This window comes from Psychrobacter sp. AOP22-C1-C5 (assembly GCF_052378885.1).
Classification (GTDB): Bacteria; Pseudomonadota; Gammaproteobacteria; order Pseudomonadales; family Moraxellaceae; genus Psychrobacter.
Genome location: NZ_JBQSYC010000003.1, coordinates 346,964 through 365,775 on the forward strand (window position 1 = coordinate 346,964; position 18,812 = coordinate 365,775).

The 18,812-nt window shown below is 43.8% G+C and carries 11 protein-coding genes; 5 read left to right on the forward strand and 6 right to left on the reverse strand.

Annotated elements, in window-relative coordinates; all coding sequences use genetic code 11:
* Positions 1-240: 240 nt before the first annotated feature.
* Both secA and ACT3TH_RS06285 read left to right on the forward strand, forming a co-directional pair.
* Entirely contained in the window at positions 241-3,036 is a 2,796-nt protein-coding gene (gene secA / locus ACT3TH_RS06280; protein WP_444754989.1) for a preprotein translocase subunit SecA, read from the forward strand.
* 242 nt (positions 3,037-3,278) lie between these two features.
* Positions 3,279-3,824, forward strand: a complete 546-nt coding sequence (locus ACT3TH_RS06285) for a hypothetical protein (RefSeq protein WP_444754990.1) — start codon at positions 3,279-3,281, stop codon at positions 3,822-3,824.
* A gap of 101 nt (positions 3,825-3,925) precedes the next feature.
* Here the strand turns inward: ACT3TH_RS06285 and ACT3TH_RS06290 are convergent, their stop codons facing one another.
* The 5 genes from ACT3TH_RS06290 to ACT3TH_RS06310 all read right to left on the reverse strand — a co-directional run bounded on the left by ACT3TH_RS06290 (position 3,926) and on the right by ACT3TH_RS06310 (position 9,792).
* Positions 3,926-4,537, reverse strand: a complete 612-nt coding sequence (locus ACT3TH_RS06290) for a YsnF/AvaK domain-containing protein (RefSeq protein ID WP_444754991.1) — start codon at positions 4,535-4,537, stop codon at positions 3,926-3,928.
* A gap of 236 nt (positions 4,538-4,773) precedes the next feature.
* Positions 4,774-5,622: a DUF2382 domain-containing protein gene (locus ACT3TH_RS06295; protein ID WP_444754992.1), complete on the reverse strand. Its 849-nt coding sequence runs from the start codon at positions 5,620-5,622 to the stop codon at positions 4,774-4,776.
* 459 nt (positions 5,623-6,081) lie between these two features.
* Positions 6,082-7,263, reverse strand: coding sequence for a thiolase family protein (locus ACT3TH_RS06300; protein ID WP_444754993.1), 1,182 nt, complete (start codon positions 7,261-7,263; stop codon positions 6,082-6,084).
* A 164-nt stretch (positions 7,264-7,427) separates the two neighbouring features.
* Positions 7,428-8,771, reverse strand: a complete 1,344-nt coding sequence (locus tag ACT3TH_RS06305) for a homoserine dehydrogenase (protein WP_444754994.1) — start codon at positions 8,769-8,771, stop codon at positions 7,428-7,430.
* Between the two features lie 166 nt (positions 8,772-8,937).
* Entirely contained in the window at positions 8,938-9,792 is an 855-nt protein-coding gene (locus tag ACT3TH_RS06310; protein WP_444754995.1) for a DsbC family protein, read from the reverse strand.
* A 402-nt stretch (positions 9,793-10,194) separates the two neighbouring features.
* Between ACT3TH_RS06310 and ACT3TH_RS06315 the strand changes: the two genes are divergently transcribed.
* Positions 10,195-11,124, forward strand: coding sequence for a DUF808 domain-containing protein (locus tag ACT3TH_RS06315; RefSeq protein ID WP_444754996.1), 930 nt, complete (start codon positions 10,195-10,197; stop codon positions 11,122-11,124).
* Positions 11,125-11,282: 158 nt separating this feature from the next.
* Here ACT3TH_RS06315 and ACT3TH_RS06320 read toward each other — a convergent pair whose 3' ends face one another.
* Positions 11,283-15,575, reverse strand: coding sequence for an Rne/Rng family ribonuclease (locus tag ACT3TH_RS06320; RefSeq protein ID WP_444754997.1), 4,293 nt, complete (start codon positions 15,573-15,575; stop codon positions 11,283-11,285).
* A gap of 1,201 nt (positions 15,576-16,776) precedes the next feature.
* On the opposite strand from ACT3TH_RS06320, the gene ACT3TH_RS06325 reads away from it, so the two are divergent.
* Together ACT3TH_RS06325 and ACT3TH_RS06330 are read left to right on the forward strand one after the other, a co-directional pair.
* Positions 16,777-17,787 carry an RluA family pseudouridine synthase gene (locus ACT3TH_RS06325; RefSeq protein ID WP_444754998.1) on the forward strand — a complete coding sequence of 337 codons (1,011 nt, stop codon included), beginning with the start codon at positions 16,777-16,779 and terminating at the stop codon, positions 17,785-17,787.
* Positions 17,788-18,063: 276 nt separating this feature from the next.
* On the forward strand, positions 18,064-18,780 hold the full coding sequence (locus ACT3TH_RS06330; protein ID WP_444754999.1) for an HAD-IA family hydrolase: 717 nt from the start codon (positions 18,064-18,066) through the stop codon (positions 18,778-18,780).
* The last annotated feature ends 32 nt before the right edge of the window (positions 18,781-18,812 follow it).

Below are 18,812 nucleotides of genomic sequence, written 5' to 3' on the forward strand. Positions count from 1 at the left end.
GCTGATGCTAAAATTGCCCCATACTGCGTTGCAAGTCTTGATAAGGTGTTAACATTATCATCGACTTGTGCCTTGTCTGGAACCATTTTAGCGATCAGCAGTGCCTATTTGTGAATTCTATACAGTCCCTAATTGGGCGATACTTAATTAGGTAGTACTTAGTCGGATGATGACAAGGCGGCAAGCTGAGCGTTGGCTAATGCGCACTAATTATCGAATATTTCCATAGGTCAAAAAATTATGTTATCAAAGATTATAGGCGGTGTCGTTGGCACCAAAAACGACCGCGAACTAAAACGCATGCGTAAAGTGGTCAGCAAGATCAACGCACAAGAGGCTGCTATACAAGCCCTATCTGATGAGCAGTTACAGCAAAAAACCGCAGAGTTTAAGGCTCGTCATCAAAATGGCGAGAGCTTAGATGCCCTATTGCCAGAAGCGTTTGCTGTCTGCCGCGAAGCATCTCTACGTATCAATGGTATGCGCCATTATGATGTGCAGCTGATCGGTGGTATCACTTTGCACGAAGGCAAAATCGCTGAGATGAAGACCGGTGAAGGTAAAACCCTAATGGGAACCTTGGCCATGTATCTCAACGCCATCAGTGGTAAAGGCGTACATCTGGTCACGGTCAACGATTACTTGGCGGCACGTGATGCTGAGTTGAACCGTCCTTTATTTGGGTTTTTGGGCATGAACGTTGGTGTGATTTATTCACAGCAGCCACCACAAGAAAAAATCGATGCTTATCAAGCTGACATTACTTATGGTACGAACAACGAATACGGTTTTGATTACCTACGCGATAACATGGTCTTTAGCCTTGCGGAAAAAAAGCAGCGTCCCCTGAACTTCTGTATTATCGATGAAATCGACTCTATCTTAATTGATGAAGCCCGTACGCCACTGATTATCTCAGGTCAAGCCGAAGATTCATCACGCATGTATGCGCTGATTAACACCATCATCCCATTGTTGATACGCTCAAAAGACGAAGAAGCCAATAAGAATAACGAAGAAGAAGACTTCTGGATTGATGAAAAGAACCGCCAGATTGAAATCAGCGAAAAGGGTTATGAAAAAATTGAGCGCTTCTTAATCGAAGTGGGCGAGCTTGGTGAAAACGAAAGCTTATATAGTCCAAGTCGTTTACCACTGCTTGCACACGTACAAGCCGCCATTCGTGCCCATCATGTTTTTGTCAAAAACGTCCACTATATCGTCGATGATGGTGAAGTCATCATCGTTGATGAAAATACGGGCCGTACTATGCCGGGTCGTCGCTGGTCAGAAGGTCTGCACCAAGCGGTAGAAGCCAAAGAAAACGTTGAGATTCAGGCCGAGAACCAAACGCTTGCGACCACGACTTTTCAGAACTACTTCCGTTTGTACGACAAATTGTCTGGTATGACAGGTACGGCGGATACCGAAGCAGCAGAATTTAAATCAACGTATGACTTAGACGTCATCGTGATTCCGACGCATGAGCCGATTGCTCGTATCGATATGGATGACCAGATTTTCTTAACCAAGTTAGGCAAATATAAAGGTATCATTCGCGAAATCAAAGAAATTCAAGCCAAAGGTGCGCCAGTATTGGTCGGTACGGCGACCATTGAAGCCAGTGAAGAGTTATCGTATTTACTGGATCAAGAAGGCGTCAAGCACAACGTTCTAAATGCAAAGCAGCATGAGCGTGAAGCTGAAATTATCGCCCAAGCAGGTAGTCCAAAATCGGTCACTATCGCTACCAACATGGCTGGTCGTGGTACCGATATTATCCTTGGTGGTAACTGGCAGTCGTTTATCGAAGATCCAGAATCGGTCAGTAAGGAAGAGATGCAACGCCTAAAAGCCCAGTGGCAAGTGAAGCACGATCAAGTGGTGGCAGCTGGTGGCTTGCATATCATTGGTTCAGAGCGTCATGAATCACGCCGCATTGATAACCAGCTACGTGGTCGTGCGGGCCGTCAGGGTGACCCTGGGATGTCGCGTTTCTTCCTATCACTTGAAGATGACTTGATGCGTATTTTCGCAGGCGATCGTGTGGTCAATATGATGCGTGCGATGGGCTTAAAAGAAGACGAAGCCATTGAGCATAAGATGGTTTCCAAATCGATTGAAAATGCACAAGGGAAAGTTGAGAGTCGCGATTTTGATGCTCGTAAAAATCTACTGAAATACGATGATGTTGCCAATGAGCAGCGTAAAGTGATATACGGTCAGCGCGATGACTTATTGGCAGAGATGGATTTGCTCGAAGCCATCGAAGTAATGCATCGTGAAGTTTACAACGCCATGATCAGTCAGTTTATTCCACCAGGTTCCGTCGATGACCAGTGGAATGTAGACGGTCTAGAGGATGAGCTTGAGGACGAGTTTAGAAATCCAATGCCGATTAACGATTGGTTGGACGAAGATCGCCGTTTGGATGAAGAGGGATTGCGTGAAAAAATCATTCAAACTGCTCTTGATCGCTATCATGATCGCCGTGAACAGATGGGCGAAAAGGATGCCGCGCAGCTTGAGCGTCACTTTATGCTACAAAGCTTAGATAAGCATTGGAAAGAGCATCTGACGCAGATGGATCAATTACGTAAAGGCATTCATTTGCGCGGTTATGCCCAAAAAAATCCTGAGCAAGAATATAAGCGTGAGTCGTTTGAATTGTTTCAAATGATGCTTGGTGCCATCAAGTCTGAAACAGTGCAAGACTTATCACGTGTGCATATTCCGACCAAAGAAGAGCTAGAAGCGTTGGAAATTCAGCAACGTGAGAATGCCGCTCATATGCAGATGCAGTTTGAGCATGATGATGTAGACAATTTAGACAGCAATTCAAACCAATCAGCACCCCAGCCACAAAACCGTAATCTAGGTGGCAGTGTTGCTGCCGCTGGCGTGAGTGGTGCTATGGCTGGCAATAGCAACAATGCTAATGATTCAAATCCATATGCTGGTATGAATGTCAGTCGTAATGCGCCTTGCCCTTGTGGTTCAGGACTTAAGTATAAGCAATGTCATGGTAAGATTTAATACTTGTCTCAAATAGTATAAATATTGCTAAGTAAAAATCGTTAAGCTATGATAAATAGCCCTTATCTACAAAAGATAGGGGCTTTTTTTAGATTCGCTAAAAGTATTAAGCGACTTATCATGGACGAGAAATAGCGATTTTAGAATCAGGGATGGCTTTGTAGTGATTACTTACAAATTCAACGTAGGCGTGCATTTATGGACACGCTATAGTGTTTAACATATTTATTTGGGAGAGTGTTATGAAAACAGAATTATTAAAACAGTGGCGCACCTCTATTGCCTTAACCGGTTTGCTCGCTGGTGCATTGACCATCAGTGCTTGCCAGCAGCAGCAAGAGACGGAGCCAAGTCTAGAGGACAGCATTAGTGCTGAACAGTCAGTACCTATGTCAGCTGAGCCTGCAGAGCCAAATGACGTGGTGGTTGATACTCAAGATCCTACTCTCAATGAAGTCGAAAGCGATACCGTTGCTTCTGTGAACACTGGTGTGAATCAGATTACTTACTCATGTTCACCTGAGCTGACAGTTGAAGCCACTTATAAAGACGCGGACAATCAAGTGGTTATCGCTACGGCAAAAGGCACCACGACGTTGACAAAGACCAATGATGCTACCAATCCTGAAGTATTCGAAGCAGCCAATGCTATTGAGGGCGGTGAAGGTTTTATACAATGGCGTGTTGCTCATCAAGAGCGCGAAACAGGCGTGATGCGTACGGCTGGTACAGATGCTACCAATGTCAGTACTTATGAGTGTAAGAAAACAGAAGAAGGGGCCGTATAAAGTAAGGCCTATGCTGCTTTATAAAGCTTGTAGTAAAAGAAAACCAATAAAAAAAGCAACGCTCGCGTTGCTTTTCTTATGTCAATGCTACATCCAGAATGTTATTTGTTATAAGTAGCGTCTGTATCGTGATCTAAAAACCCTTCTTCTTTAACATCAAGCTCTTCGTGCTTAAGCGCGACTTGAATTGTATCCGTATGCGTGTGCGTGGTTTTACTAATATCAATTTCTTGAATGGCGTACGTCTCTTTAGTAACGGTCGCTACTTGACGCGATAATACAATCTCAATTGGTGCTTCGCCAATTTCAATCTGCTTGCCATTAATAGTCACGACTGCTTTGCTATCCAATGACGGTTCGACATGACGCAGTACATCTTTCTCATCATAATTTCCAGAGAGTAAATCTTGGCTTTCAGCATCATGAAACTCAGTGCGAACAGTGATGTACTCTTCTACCAGCTCAATGGGTACTTCAATAGTCTTAGTGCGAGAATGCTTAGTAACAGTCACTTTGCCAACATCTAAGCGTTCTTTATTAACGACAGGACGCTCTTCCAATAACTCTAAATAGCCCACTTGTCCTGCTTTATTCAACGCATTCTCTGAGTTCAACGTGTTGTCTTGATTGGTTAATAATTGATCTTCCCTCAAGTTGTTATCGGTAGTCTCTAAACTAGTCTTGGGTAGGGTATGCGGCTTATCGATAGACATTATTATTTCCTTATTATTATTCGTTAATTTAGATAATTTTCAAAACCGACGTTATCATTCGATGATACAAGTAATAACGCGAACAAAGCAGACAAATACAAGATAGAAAAGCATAAAAAAGACCAGAGACATGCTCTGGTCTTAATCACTGAATTAGAAAATTCAGCTGCTTATCAGAATCACCATCTTTTGTCTTTTATAGATCTATTCGACAAAAGAAGTGACACATTAGCTAATTACATACCACGAGCGCGGCGTACGTCTTCAGCAGTAATTCCATCACGGTCAACGATGTTGCCTTCACGGTCAACGACGTTACCATCACGGTCAATATCTAACTCTTCACGTTGGATGGTTTCAACGATGGTCTCAGTATGACGCTCAGAAGTTTTACCAACGCTCACTTCTTCAGCAACATAAGTTTCTTTAGCAACGCGAGCGCGTTCAGCTTCTAGTTGAACTTCAACAGAGTCATTGACATCAACATCACCAATACGGCGATCTGTAGGACGATCTACATTAGTACGCTGAATGTTAGCGTGCTCTTCTTCCAACTCAACATTGACATTACGTTCTTCAGTAACGACATGCTTACCAACTTTTACTAGACCCGCGACGATGCGATCTTTATTTACGGTTAGACGCTCTTCTAGCAGCTCTAGTGTATTTGGTGCATCATACGCATGATCTTCAATATCCATACGATCTTCTACTGGAAGTGTATCGGCAGTAAATGCTTGACGATCTTTTTCATACTGCTCTTTGTAGCTGTACTGGTAATCGTGATCGTATACTTCCATTGCTTCAACTTGTGACTTGGTTAAGCTATCAAAGAATACATCATCACCAACGATACGTGCCAAACCTGCTGGTACAAGTACTTCTTTTGAGCTGAACCAGCCACCTGCATCAACGATTAGGTAACGAATACGACCAGTAGTATCTTCTACTAAAGCGCCTTCGATTTTACCGATTTTTTCTTCGTTAACGCCGTAAGCTGTTTTGCTTGTTGGATCATAATAGTCATCACCGATTAGGTCGCGGTGCGTGGCTTGAATGTCTTTTAAACGAATTAGTTGGCTCATTATTGTCTTCCTTTTTTATGAGTTAATGAATAATAGTTATTGTTTCAATAGTAAAATTCTTGTAATTAAATTCTTTTATAAGATAGATCTTATAAAACAAAAAATTTATCTAAATTGATTTCTGTAGTCAGCTATAGACTTAATGCGTAGCCACTACCTCAACTTGTGATTATCGTAACATCGAGATTTTAGATGAGATATATGAGCAAGGTAGCAAAGTGTGGACTTGCAGTAATTGCGTGTAATAGGCTGTAAGTGGCATAACACAGATGGGGGTATAAGTTAACGCGATTTTACACAATGAAATGTTTTCTCGCAGTTAGAGGGGGGCAGACACAGAAAAGCCGCAGAGTAATCAACGCTACGGCTTTTGATTTTAATAAGATTTAATAGTGACACATAGCGCAATTGTACAGTAGGAGGTAGTTTTAAAACATTAAGCTATCTATTGATAGACGTTTAAGGCAACTCAATGGCCACCGCGACGGCTTCACCGCCTCCAATACAAAGAGTAGCTACCCCTTTTTTGCCACCTGTACGCTTCAAAGAGTTGATAAGAGTGACTAAAATACGCGCACCTGAACAGCCAACTGGATGACCGAGCGCACAAGCACCGCCTTCAACGTTGACTTTCGAGTGCTCTATATTTAGCTCGTCCATCGCAGCCATCGTAACCATCGCAAAAGCTTCATTGATTTCCCAAAGATCAACATCAGCCACTGACCAACCAGCATTGGTCAAAACTTTTTCAATCGCTCCGATTGGGGCGATAGTGAATTCGCTTGGGTGACGTGAGTTTGAGGCAGTAGCGATGATACGCGCTTGATAATCAAGACCTTCCGCTTTCGCTTGTGATTCTTTCATCACTACAACCGCAGCGGCACCATCAGAGATTGAACTGGCGTTTGCCGCGGTGATTGTACCGTCTTTAGCAAATGCTGGACGCAAAGTGGGGATACGTTCCGCATTGGCAAGAGCAGGTTGCTCATCGGTATCAACCGTTTGCTCGCCTTTACGAGTACTAAAAGTCACAGGCTCGATTTCGTCTTTAAAATGGTCGTCTTTGATAGCCGTCAGAGCACGATTCAACGATTCGATGGCAAACGCATCCATTTTTTCGCGCGTATAACCTTTTTCATCAGCCATCTCTTGAGCAAACTTGCCCATTAGCTTACCTGTTTCGGCATCTTCTAACCCATCTAGGAACATATGGTCTTTCACGTCTTGATGTCCCATGCGGTAACCACCACGAGAGCCTGGCATGATGTAAGGCGCGTTGGTCATCGACTCCATACCACCAGCAACTGCCACATTGAAGCTACCCGCTTTGATACCATCATGGGCTTGCATCACCGCTTTTAGACCTGAGCCACAAAGCTTATTGATGGTCACAGCACCAGTCGCATCAGCCAAACCTGCTTTACGCATTGCCTGACGAGCAGGACCTTGACCCAAACCTGCGGTCAAGATACAGCCCATGATGACTTCATCAATATCGTCAATACGAACACCTGAACGCTCGACAGCGGCCTTAATAGCAGCGCCGCCAAGATCTGTAGCACTCATGTCTTTTAACGCGCCTTGAAAGCCACCCATTGGTGTACGTGCGCCGTTTACAATTACAATTGCATCATTTGTCATCGTTATTATTCCTTTTTTACGTATTTTAAATGAAAGGGTTTTACTCATAGTAAAGGCAAGTGCTGATTGATTATCAACCGATTATTAGCAAGCGTTTGCCTAGCTCACCAATAACCAGTTTGCTAATAACTAGTCGCTAATAACAGAGCTACTGAGCGCCTGATTTATGCCAGTTCATCTAAGCGAATGCGTACTACTTTATCAGTAATAGTGTCTAATTTTTCTATTTTTTCAATGGCGAGATTCATTTGACTCTCAACCACAGGCAGCGTCAAGATAATGACTGGTACTTGACCTACTTTATGCGCAGGCTTTTGTAAAATGGCATCGATATTGATCCCAGCATCACTTAGGATGCGAGTGATATCTGCCAATACACCTGGACTATCGTAAGCATGAACTCGTAAATAATAACCCGTGATCATTTGTTCAGCACGCAATATCGGTGTGTCTGATAACTGTTCAGGTATAAATGCCAAATGCGGGACATGGTGACCGTTATTGCTTTGGTCATCATTGTCTTTGCTTCCTAACACACGAACCAAGTCCATGACGTCAGCCATCACAGCAGACGCAGTTGCACCAGCACCAGCACCATCACCGCAGTAAAGCGTTTGTCCGAGTGGATGTGAGTTAACCAGTACTGCATTTTTTACGCCATTGACGTTAGCCAGTAAAGCGTCTTGTGGAATCAGCGTTGGGTGGACTCGCAGCTCAATACCAGCGGCGTCAGTATCACCTTTGCCATTACGGCGTACGGCAAAGCCCAAATGCTTGATACGGTAGCCAAGCTCTTCAGCATAATTGACATCTTGTAAGGTGATGCCAGTGATACCTTCACAATAAACACTATCGAACTGTAACGGGATACCAAAGGCAATCGAGGCAAGTAGTGCCAATTTGTGCGCCGCGTCGATACCTTCGACATCAAACGTTGGATCAGCTTCTGCATAACCCAGCTCTTGAGCTTCACTCAGCACATCTGCAAATGGGCGACCCTTATCACGCATTTCGGTCATGATAAAGTTGCCAGTACCATTGATGATACCTGCAAGCCAATCGATTTTATTGGCTGCCAATGCCTCACGCATGACTTTAATAATGGGGATACCGCCTGCGACTGCGGCTTCATAAGCGACATGGACGTTGTTTGCTTCAGCGAATGCAAAAATCTCATTGCCATGCTCAGCCAATAACGCTTTGTTTGCCGTAACCACATGCTTGCCGTGTTTGATGGCGTGCATAATGACGTCTTTTGCCAACGTTGTACCGCCGATCACTTCGATAATAATATCGACATTATCGCTTGCAGCAATTGCCATCAAGTCGCTGTTTTGCATGATATTAGCATCAATATCATCACGCTGACGACGTGTACCTACTTCGGTAATGATAATGTCGCGTCCACTACGGCGTTTTAGCTCATCTAAGTTATCATTGATTAGATTGATCACGCCCGTTCCGACGGTGCCCAGACCAAGTATCGCTAGTTTGATGGAGTTACTCACAGTATCCTCAAAAGGTTAGATATATCGTTGAATAAAAAATGCTCAAATAAAAGTAAGTTGCTGATTTTACATAACGCTTTATCGTATCATACCGACAAGCAGTTGTGGCGTCTATACAATGTCGCCATCAGGATTGGATATCAAAAGCTATCCAATCCCTAAGCCCTTAGTTAGCACCTACGGCTTGTGCCAATTCTGCTGCAGGAAGATAGCCACCCACTTGCTCTCCTGTTTCTGTGAAGACAGCAGGCGTACCGCGTACACCCAGTTTTGCCCCCAATGCCATGTGTGCTTGGACAGGATTGGCACAGCTAGGCGCTTGTACATCCGCCCCCATTTTTGCTTGATCCATGGCCGCCTTTCGATCCTGACTGCACCAAATCGCTTCCATTTTTGGTACGGATTCCTGACTGCGTGGCCATGCCAAATAACGCACCTCGATACCGCGCGCATTGATGTCATTCATCTCTTCATGCAGTTTACGGCAGTAGCCACAATCTGCATCAGTGAAGGCATAAATGACAGATTTGGTTTCGCCTTTTGCTGGATAAATGATCATCTCTTTCTTATCGACAGCTTTTAAGGCTTCTTGCGCCGTACTGGCAACCAATGCGGCACTAATGTCTACAGGCTCGCCTTCGCCAACTGCAATGATTTGACCTTGAATAATATGCTTGCCAGACTTATCCGTAAAAAACGAAGGCAACCCTTCAGCCGTTACCCAGTAAATACCGTCCATATCTGTCGGCACTGCTGAAACGATGGTCTCTTCGATACCGGATGCGCTTAAATTCGCTTGTAGAGACTTTACTACTGCTGCATCACTATCCGCTGATGTTTGGGCAGAGCTGACTTTGGTTTTAGTACCATTGACAACACTGGTATTACTGGTGGCGTCTGCCGCGTTGTTTGAACAACCAGCAGCGATGACGACCAATAACGCACTCATCATAAAACGAGATAGGGTGGTTCGAGAAAAAAGATTACGAGGAACGGCATTTCTGATAATAGGAGAGGGCATATGGGTATCCTGTAGACATCACGTCTAATCATGAATTCACGCTAGAAAAGCGCTATAAATTTTTGTATGTAGTACTGGGTATTAACCGTATTTTAAAAACCAATGGTAAAGGCATTTTATAACTTATTGATAATAAAAGATGGATGACAGTATCTACTATATTACCATATTTATGATAAATAACAGCCAACAGCGATTGAGCGCACGATGTAAATAAGGAGGCGTTTAAAGGACGCTAATAAGCGCCACTCCAAACGTGAGATACACTTGCACTATGTAATATTGCTGCTTGTCTAGGTACGCTACTGCTAACACAGTGTCTGCATGAATCTGTATAAAAAATCTTTTGTCTTGGACAATTGCGAACCATTTACTTCAAAAAAATTGCATTAAGGAGCACATATGGCAGGTGCCAGTTTATTAACCCTACTTGATGATATCAGTGTGATATTGGATGACGTTTCCGTCATGACCAAAATCGCTGCCAAAAAAACCGCTGGCGTATTGGGCGATGATTTAGCGCTAAACGCTGAGCAAGTCTCTGGCGTTAAGGCCAATCGCGAGCTGCCAGTGGTTTGGGCAGTAGCCAAAGGCTCATTTATTAATAAGCTTATTTTAGTACCAGCAGCACTACTAATTAGTGCCATTTATCCGCCGTTGGTTACTTTCTTATTAATGTGTGGCGGTTTGTTCTTGGTTTATGAAGGCGCTGAGAAGGTCATTCACCGATTCTGGCCACATGCGTTACCACATGATGAAGAACAAAATGCCCGTCGAAAAGCGAATGCTGATGAAACGATAGATCTGGTTGCTTTTGAAAAAGAAAAAATTAAAGGCGCGATACGCACGGATTTTATTCTGTCGGCTGAAATTATTGTGATTGCATTAGGCTCAACGGCCAGTGCCACATTACTAGAACGAAGCTTAGTGCTTTCTATTTTGGCCATTAGTATTACCATTGGTATTTATGGATTGGTCGCTGGTATTGTGAAAATAGATGACGCGGGTTTGCATCTGATGGAGCAAGAAGGGACGTTCAAACAAAAACTTGGCAAGATTATGTTTGCAGCTGCACCAAAGCTGATGAAGTTTTTGTCTATCGCTGGTACATTGGCGATGTTCTTGGTTGGTGGCGGTATCTTAGTACACGGTATTGGCTTTCTACATCATGGCGTAGAAGATATTGCCCATTTAACTGGTATCTTTGAGAGTCTGACGACCGCGATTTTAAATGGTGTGGTTGGCTTTATCATTGGTGCAGTAGTTGTGGCTATTTTCACAGTCATTGGTAAAATCCGAGGTAAAGATGATCATGCGTCATCTGCACACTAATTGTACTGCTTCCTAATAGATACGTTTTTTATTTAAAAGCTTAATCAGACTGTATGATTGAACGTTTAAGTATAAGACATTCAAAGTAAAGAGCCTTAAAACAAGAAACCCCCAAAGTTGTCACCAACTTTGGGGGTTTCTTGTTTTAGCTTATAGGGCTAGCTGTCACTGTCTACATCGTCAGCCTCTAGCTTTTCAGCTTGCGTGGGCTTCTTATGGTCGATTTTGGGCTTACGGCTGCGCGCCTTTGGCACTTTTGGTGTAGTTAAATTAAACATGCCTGTTTGTGGCAAAAGTTGCTCAGCCACATTTTCGATCATGTTTTTATAACTCGCAATCGTGGTTTTTGACTTAGCTGCCTGACTTTCTTCTTTGGTCGGTTGCTCGACTTTGGATTCAGTCATTTGCTCCGCTTCCTCAGTAGTAGTTGCCTGCACCTCATCGCTTGCGCTATCAGTACTTTCTGCTTCTACGTTTTGAGTATCAGTACGCTTACCTTCAGACTGTTCATTAGTGGTCTCAGCTTGTGCTTCAATTGCTTGTTCTAACAATTGCTCGCTGTCCGCACTGACACTATCTGTTTGCACCTGATTGGTTAAGGCCGTTGCCTCAACATCGTGAGCCTCAATGTCGTTCTCATGTTGCTTAGAAACCATTTGCTCAGAATCAGTATCAATGGCTGATTCATTAGCAACCTCTGATTCTATTTCAGCGTCTTTTTCGGCAAATGCACTTACACTTGCGGTTTCTTTCTGCACAGGCTCTGCATAGTCAGGATGTTGACCACGGGGATCGTTGCTTGCACGTTTGCCAATAGCACGTGGTTCAACATCGGTTTTACCTTGCGCCGCTGCGAACTGACTGACCGCTTGTGTCATAGTCTCAAAGCGCGCTAGGTAATCCACGGCGAGTGGTTGATAGCCATAGTTACTAAAGTCAAAGCTTTGACTGGCAAGCTCAGTATTACTTCCACTATGCTTTGCTGTGCTGTTGACATCTGTACTACTATCAGCCTGCTGCACTTGCTTCTTATATAAAGCAATTGTGTCGATGAAACAGTGAATCACTCCATCTTCCGTTAGGCGAGTTTGTGCTTCCGGTAAAGTCGCACGAATAAACTCGCCAACCGTGCCGCGAATAGTTGGCGCATTGATTACTGTTTGCTCATTAGCTTGTGACTTTTGAACGGCGTGTGAATGCTGGCTAAGTACTACACGTGGATCATTGCTGGCTTGACCAAATTTTTCGGCCGTCACATAGCGTGCCGCAAAAAAGTCTTCATGTGTCAGTTGAAGCGCTGAGTCACTTGTATTGCTAGCGTCTAGACTGCTGGTATCTTCCAGAGCGGTTTTCGCACTGGCATTTTCGCTAGCATCGACAGCAGTACTTACTTCTTGGCTCTCTGATGATGCTTTTTCGCTATCTACTTCAGCCGTTGCTTGCTTTGAGCTACTGACTTGACTGTCCACTGAGTGCGTGGAAGGTAGGGGCGTTTCTATTGCTTCGTTGTTGTCCCTGACATTTTTGTCATCAGCAAGCTGGTCAGTAAGATCCGCTTTTGGAGCACTGTTCTGCACTTTTTCATCAGTAGTGCTTACAGCATCTTTAGCCTCATGACTTTTAGCTTCACGACTCTTAGCCTCATGATTATCTACAGCGCTTTCGACTACCATTTTCTCAGTGGACACTTCTTCAACAGAGCTTTTCTCATCAGAGCTTTGTGTATTGATGTCTTGCTGATTATCATTGTGCTGAGTCGGTTGCGCTTTTATATTGTCCTCTTTTGTCGCATCATTCGCTGAACTTTGCTTGTTGGTTGATTGGTGTTTTGTCTGTGTAGACTTACTATCGTCTAAAGACAGATGAACCACTTCTGGCGACTTGAGCGTAACCGGCGCTTCGTTGACCTGTAGTACCACTTCATTAGGATCTTGGTTGCGGCGATTGTTAGCTTGGTTTTTGCTGCCGTTACCGTTAGTACCCTTAGTCGACTGCTCGCTGTGTTGTTGATCATTGTTAGCCGTTAACGTCTCACCGCGCTCTAATTTCCCACGTGAGCCACGTTGACTATGCGATTTGCGCTTAGTACGGTTTTGCTCAGTTGCTGCGCTGCCGTCATTATCAGAGTCATTGTTCTCATTTGCATGGCGCTTGGTGTCTTGACGGTTATGATCTTGACGACTGTTGCGACTACGATCATTGGTACGTCTGTTGTCCTGCTGACGCGAGTCTTGATTATCAGACTTTTTATCATCAGTACTGTTTGACGTCTGCTCATCTGTATTGCTGGTGACGTCATTACTGGTATCATCAGCTTGATCTTTTCTTTGACGCGGCTTAGAAGATCTAGACTTGCGTGATTTACGTCTTCTTCTATCTTCACTACTGCTATCATCCGTGTCGCTGTCTGAGCCACGACGCGTCTGCTGACGATTGGCATTGCTGTCTGACGATTGATCGTCATTTTTTTGCTGGTCGTTTTGCTGAGCTGCGGGCACATTGGTCGATGCTGTATTTAAAGCGCTGCTATCAATTTGTCCAAATGACCCTAAGCTTTGAGCGCCCGTGTTTACTAGCGCCTCGATAGCTTCTGCAGCGTCACGGCTACTGATACTAGGCGTTGTTGATGCTTGCGGCGCTTGTGCAAATAAATTAGACAACCAAGCCACTGCTTGCGGCTGGGCAGGCGTCTCGACGCTTTTAGGTGGTATTGCTACTGGAGCAGCAGGTGCTGTAACGCTTTGACTCTCGCTGGCTTGGGGTGCGCGTGTAGAGGTGACGTTGTTTTTATTGTTGCGATGATCATTACTATGATCAACCGTGTTGCTTTGCTTATTGGCGGCGCTACTATCTGGCGTCTGGCGTGGCTGGCGAGTCGGCTGCTGTTCAGGACGTTCTTTTTCAGCAGTTTGCCAATCAACATTGTAGCCAAGGTCGCTGTGCTCTTGCAGCTGAGTGTCAGTAATACGCTCGTAACTTGATGGTGCAAAACCATCGCGATTAAAGTGTAGTTTAAAGTTCGGCGATTCTAAATGCGCGTGCGGTAAAATAGTAATGCGAGTACCGCTGTCTTGCTCAAGATAGACCAAACTGTCACGCTTTTCATTCAATAAGAACGCTGCGATGTCAGTCGGTACTTCTGCCTGCACTTCCCCTTGACGTTCTTTTAGGGCGATTTGCTCAATTTGACGCATGATCGATAGCGACAATGAACGCAAGTCGCGAATCATGCCATTACCATGGCAGCGTGGGCAGATGTAGCCCGTTGATTCTTCTAATGACGGACGCAAACGCTGACGGCTCATTTCCATCAAACCAAACTTAGAAATATCGCCAAACTGTACACGGGCACGATCGTATTTGGTGGCATCAATCAGGCGTTTTTCGACTTCTTTTTGATGCTTATTGTCATTCATATCGATGAAATCAATAACAATCAAGCCGCCCATATCACGCAGACGCAGCTGACGGGCAATCTCGTCCGCCGCTTCTAAGTTGGTATGGTAAGCAGTCTCGGCAACGTCTGAGCCTTTGGTCGATTTGGCTGAGTTGATATCGATAGAGACCAGTGCTTCCGTTTGGTCAATAACAATTGAACCACCTGATGGCAGACGAACCTCACGCTGATACGCGGTTTCGATTTGTTTTTCGATATTGAAGCGCGAAAACATCGGCTCATAATCGGTATATTTGCGTAGTTTTTCAGCTTGCTTTGGCATCACTGCATCGATAAAACCTGCCGCTTCAATGTAAGCGTTTTCATTATCGATCCAAATCTCAGCAATATCATCGCGCAGATAGTCACGGACAGCACGTGTGACAACGCCTGCTTCTTGGTGAACCAAACGCGGCGATGGATATTTTTGGTTTTGTTCTTGAATGGCTTGCCAAATGTTAAGCAGATGGTTGAGATCGTGTTGTAAATCTTCTTGGGTTTTGCCAATACCAGCGGTACGAATGATAACGCTCATACCTTTTGGCAAATCAAGATTGCTCAGCATACGCTTCATATCTTCGCGCAGTTTGCCCGAGATTTGACGTGAGATACCACCGCCGCGAGGGTTGTTTGGCATCAGTACAAGATAGCGTCCTGCTAATGACACATAAGTCGATAAGGCAGCGCCTTTATTACCGCGCTCTTCTTTTTCGACTTGAACGATTAACTCATCACCTTCTTTGATCAGTTTTTTGATATTTTCATCACGTGGGTTGCCGCTCAAATATTCAGCAGAAATTTCACGAATGGGTAAAAAACCTTGGCGCTGTGAGCCATACTCAACGAAAACAGCTTCAAGTGATGGTTCGACACGAGTGACGTGACCTTTATAGATGTTAGATTTTTTTTGTTCGCGAGTACGGTTTTCTAAATCGAAATCGTACAGATGGTTGCCTTTACATAAGGCGACACGAATTTCTTCGTTTTGAGTAGCGTTGATCAAAATGCGTTTCATATTTATATCCTATGAGTACGCATAACAACGATGAGACGGGCTTTCGGGTGTGTTGGCAAATACCGCTAATGTTGACATTAGCTTTGACAGATATTACTTAACGGCAGAACGTAAATGATGGGTTTAATAAAAAACATTGGCTTTTCAATGGCTTTTTACCTAAAGTCGTTAATGGAGCTAACATGAATATAAAGATTATAGGGTGTAAGACTATGTGTTTATATTCTATTATTGGTAGGCTTAGTTTAAGTATTAGTGCGTAAGCATACTATTCAATAATCAGTAAGTTCTATTGGTAGCTAAAGCTGCGCACATTGTAAGAGTGAGCGATTAGGTACTGGTCTAAAAATACTGATACTAAAGCAGTATCGTGCTGTTGCAATCCATTCCATCAAAGTCTAGCAATAATATCGCTGCAATAAGAGCTATTATATAAAATAGCCGTATCAGCAATTATCCATTTAGGTGAAGCAATTGGTCACTCTTTATTTATCGTTCTGTCATATATCGTGTCAATAATATCTGGGGCGCTTTAAAATTAGGTATCGCAGCTTTTGTTATCAGCGGGGCGTACTTGGCAAACAGAATACATGACCAAACTATCGGTGTGATGCAGTATTCATATCTTATCTATCGTTATCTGTTTGACCACCAATACTTAGGCAGCTATCGATATATTTCTCGATCCTAATATTAAACCATCCATACTTGCTCAACCACACTCGCGTAAAGGACCGTCAGACAATTAATTATCAATAAGTCGTTGTTATGCGGGTTGTAAGTCAATGTTGTGTCATTATCGGTCAACAAACAGGCGCTTTGCCATGTTCATTCACGCTGATTTTATAAACACAAAGGTATGTAGTGTCACTATCTATTGTATAACACTGATTGTTTTATGGCGCTGGCTATTTCATGTAATTGATTATAATCAGCGCGGTTTCTTCAATTTATGGGGTCATATCTTTTAATATCTATAAATGATATCTGTAAATAGACAATGCGCCCTAAAATCAGATGAAACGTCCAATCTTTACAGGGTGTATAGCTTATACCGTTTTATTAACAAGTAATAAAAATGATGATAGGCTATCTGAAACAACAATGATTATTGCCACAGCTTCTGCTTAATTGTCGCTCAACATGCTAAACTATAACAAATCTTTGTGTAAATACCTAACTAAAAATGACGAACTCAAAAATGACTGATGACGCACCGACCCATGAAGCCCCTGCTATTTTCAATAGCAAAACACGCCCGCAAAGCGCTGACGATGAGATCAGCAACTTTGGTAAGGTAAACTATCTTGAAGTAACGCGGCATCAACACGATCAGCGCTTAGATAACTTTTTGCTTAATCGCTTAAAGGGATTGCCAAAATCGCATATCTATAAAATGATTCGCTCCGATGAGGTGCGCGTCAATAATAAGCGTTGTAAAGCGCATGATAGAGTACAGCGTGAAGACGTGGTACGTATTGCACCAGTAGAGCTTGCGACTCGCGACAAACCCATTATTAGCACTGAATTTGCCAAAAGCTTGTTGGCACGTGTGGTCTATGAAGATGAAGGCATGCTCGTTCTTAACAAGCCTTCTGGTATCGCCGTTCATGGCGGTAGTGGTTTGGACTTTGGGGTCATCGAAGCCATGCGCGAAGTGACAGGTAAAAAATACCTAGAGCTGGTGCATCGCATCGACAAAGACACCTCAGGGCTGTTAATGATTTCCAAAAAACGCTCAGCGCTAAAAACATTGCAGCAGCATCTGGTGGACAAAACCATCCAAAAGCACTATCTGTGTCTGGCAAAAGGACAGCCTGCGCTTAATGAGCAGCGTGTTGATGCGCCATTGTTGCGTTATACGCTTGCCAGCGGTGAGCGCCGTGTTAAAGTTGATGCTCAAGATCCGCAAGCCAAAGAAAGTCAGACAGATTTCATTGTCCATAGTCGTTTTGAGCTTGCAGGTCAACCAGTTAGCTTGATTGAAGCCAAACCGTTGACAGGGCGTACTCATCAAATCCGTGTACACTTAGCGCACATTGGTCACGCTATCTTGGGTGATGATAAATACAATGTGCATGACAAATCAGGCGTCCATCGTCTGTGTTTGCATGCGTGGCGCTTAGATATCCCCGGTTACGACACCATTACGGCACCGCCACCAGAAGATATGATCGACTGGTTACCAGCGCAAACCAAGTTGCCCGAATAAGACTTTAATGTATAGACTTTAGTCTCAAGTCTACTGATTCTTAAGCATGAACGAAACGTCACGACACCTTATTATCAATAAGCTGCCGTGACGTTGCCGTATTTACTATAGCTTATCCACTATAAAACAATGACAATGCGACTAAGATGAATTTTTCGTAGCCTCTGTGTGGGCACGCACAGCAAGCAAATTTATCTTAGTCGCGTGTTATAAGGTTTGTTCTTATTTTATTTAAGACCGACTATATCTCCTATCGCTATTCGCCAAGGTAAATTTATGAGTGAACAATCTGCAGCCGCCAGTACGTTAGCCTCTACCAGAACTTGCCAGTTAGTATCCGATCATCACTTATCTAATAAAACGCTGATTATTTTTGATTGGGATGGGACGCTGATGGACTCAATTGGTCTAATCGTAGAGTCTATGCATGTGGCAGGAGAAGCACATGGGTTCCAGACGACGGATAAGGCAGTCAAGGACATTATCGGGCTAAGCTTAATGAATGGCATTGAGATTTTATACCCGCAGGCAAGTGGTAAGCAAAAGCTGGCTATTCAGCAGAGCTACGCCGATTACTATATTCCTAATAGTCATCGGACCCCATTTTTTCCTCCAATAGAAGTTATGCTTCAGACCTTACAAAGTCAAGGCAAAAGCCTTGCAGTCGCTACAGGCAAAAAAAGAAAAGGGCTAGATCGGGTATTGGATGCCTCCGAGAGTCATCACTATTTTGTTATGACACGCTGTGCTGATGAGGCGGGTTCAAAACCTGATCCACAGATGCTTCTTGATATCTTGGATTATACTCAGCAACAAATCTCTGACGCGGTTTTTATCGGCGATAGTATCTACGATATTCAAATGGCCACTCAACTGGGTATGACCAGTATTGCGGTTAATTATGGTACGGCTTCTAGTGACGAGCTGGCTGACGAACAGCCCACGTATCAAGTAGATACGCCACAAGCATTGGCGGATTTATTATACGGGTAGCATAGGTTGTGGATAGTAAGTTTTTATGAGCC

Excerpts from the sequence above, each read along its gene's own strand:
- secA (WP_444754989.1), top strand. The coding sequence starts at position 241 with ATGTTATCAAAGATTATAGGCGGTGTCGTTGGCACCAAAAACGACCGC.
- ACT3TH_RS06285 (WP_444754990.1), top strand. The coding sequence starts at position 3,279 with ATGAAAACAGAATTATTAAAACAGTGGCGCACCTCTATTGCCTTAACC.
- ACT3TH_RS06290 (WP_444754991.1), bottom strand. The coding sequence starts at position 4,537 with ATGTCTATCGATAAGCCGCATACCCTACCCAAGACTAGTTTAGAGACT.
- ACT3TH_RS06295 (WP_444754992.1), bottom strand. The coding sequence starts at position 5,622 with ATGAGCCAACTAATTCGTTTAAAAGACATTCAAGCCACGCACCGCGAC.
- ACT3TH_RS06300 (WP_444754993.1), bottom strand. The coding sequence starts at position 7,263 with ATGACAAATGATGCAATTGTAATTGTAAACGGCGCACGTACACCAATG.
- ACT3TH_RS06310 (WP_444754995.1), bottom strand. The coding sequence starts at position 9,792 with ATGCCCTCTCCTATTATCAGAAATGCCGTTCCTCGTAATCTTTTTTCT.
- ACT3TH_RS06315 (WP_444754996.1), top strand. The coding sequence starts at position 10,195 with ATGGCAGGTGCCAGTTTATTAACCCTACTTGATGATATCAGTGTGATA.
- ACT3TH_RS06320 (WP_444754997.1), bottom strand. The coding sequence starts at position 15,575 with ATGAAACGCATTTTGATCAACGCTACTCAAAACGAAGAAATTCGTGTC.
- ACT3TH_RS06325 (WP_444754998.1), top strand. The coding sequence starts at position 16,777 with ATGACTGATGACGCACCGACCCATGAAGCCCCTGCTATTTTCAATAGC.
- ACT3TH_RS06330 (WP_444754999.1), top strand. The coding sequence starts at position 18,064 with ATGAGTGAACAATCTGCAGCCGCCAGTACGTTAGCCTCTACCAGAACT.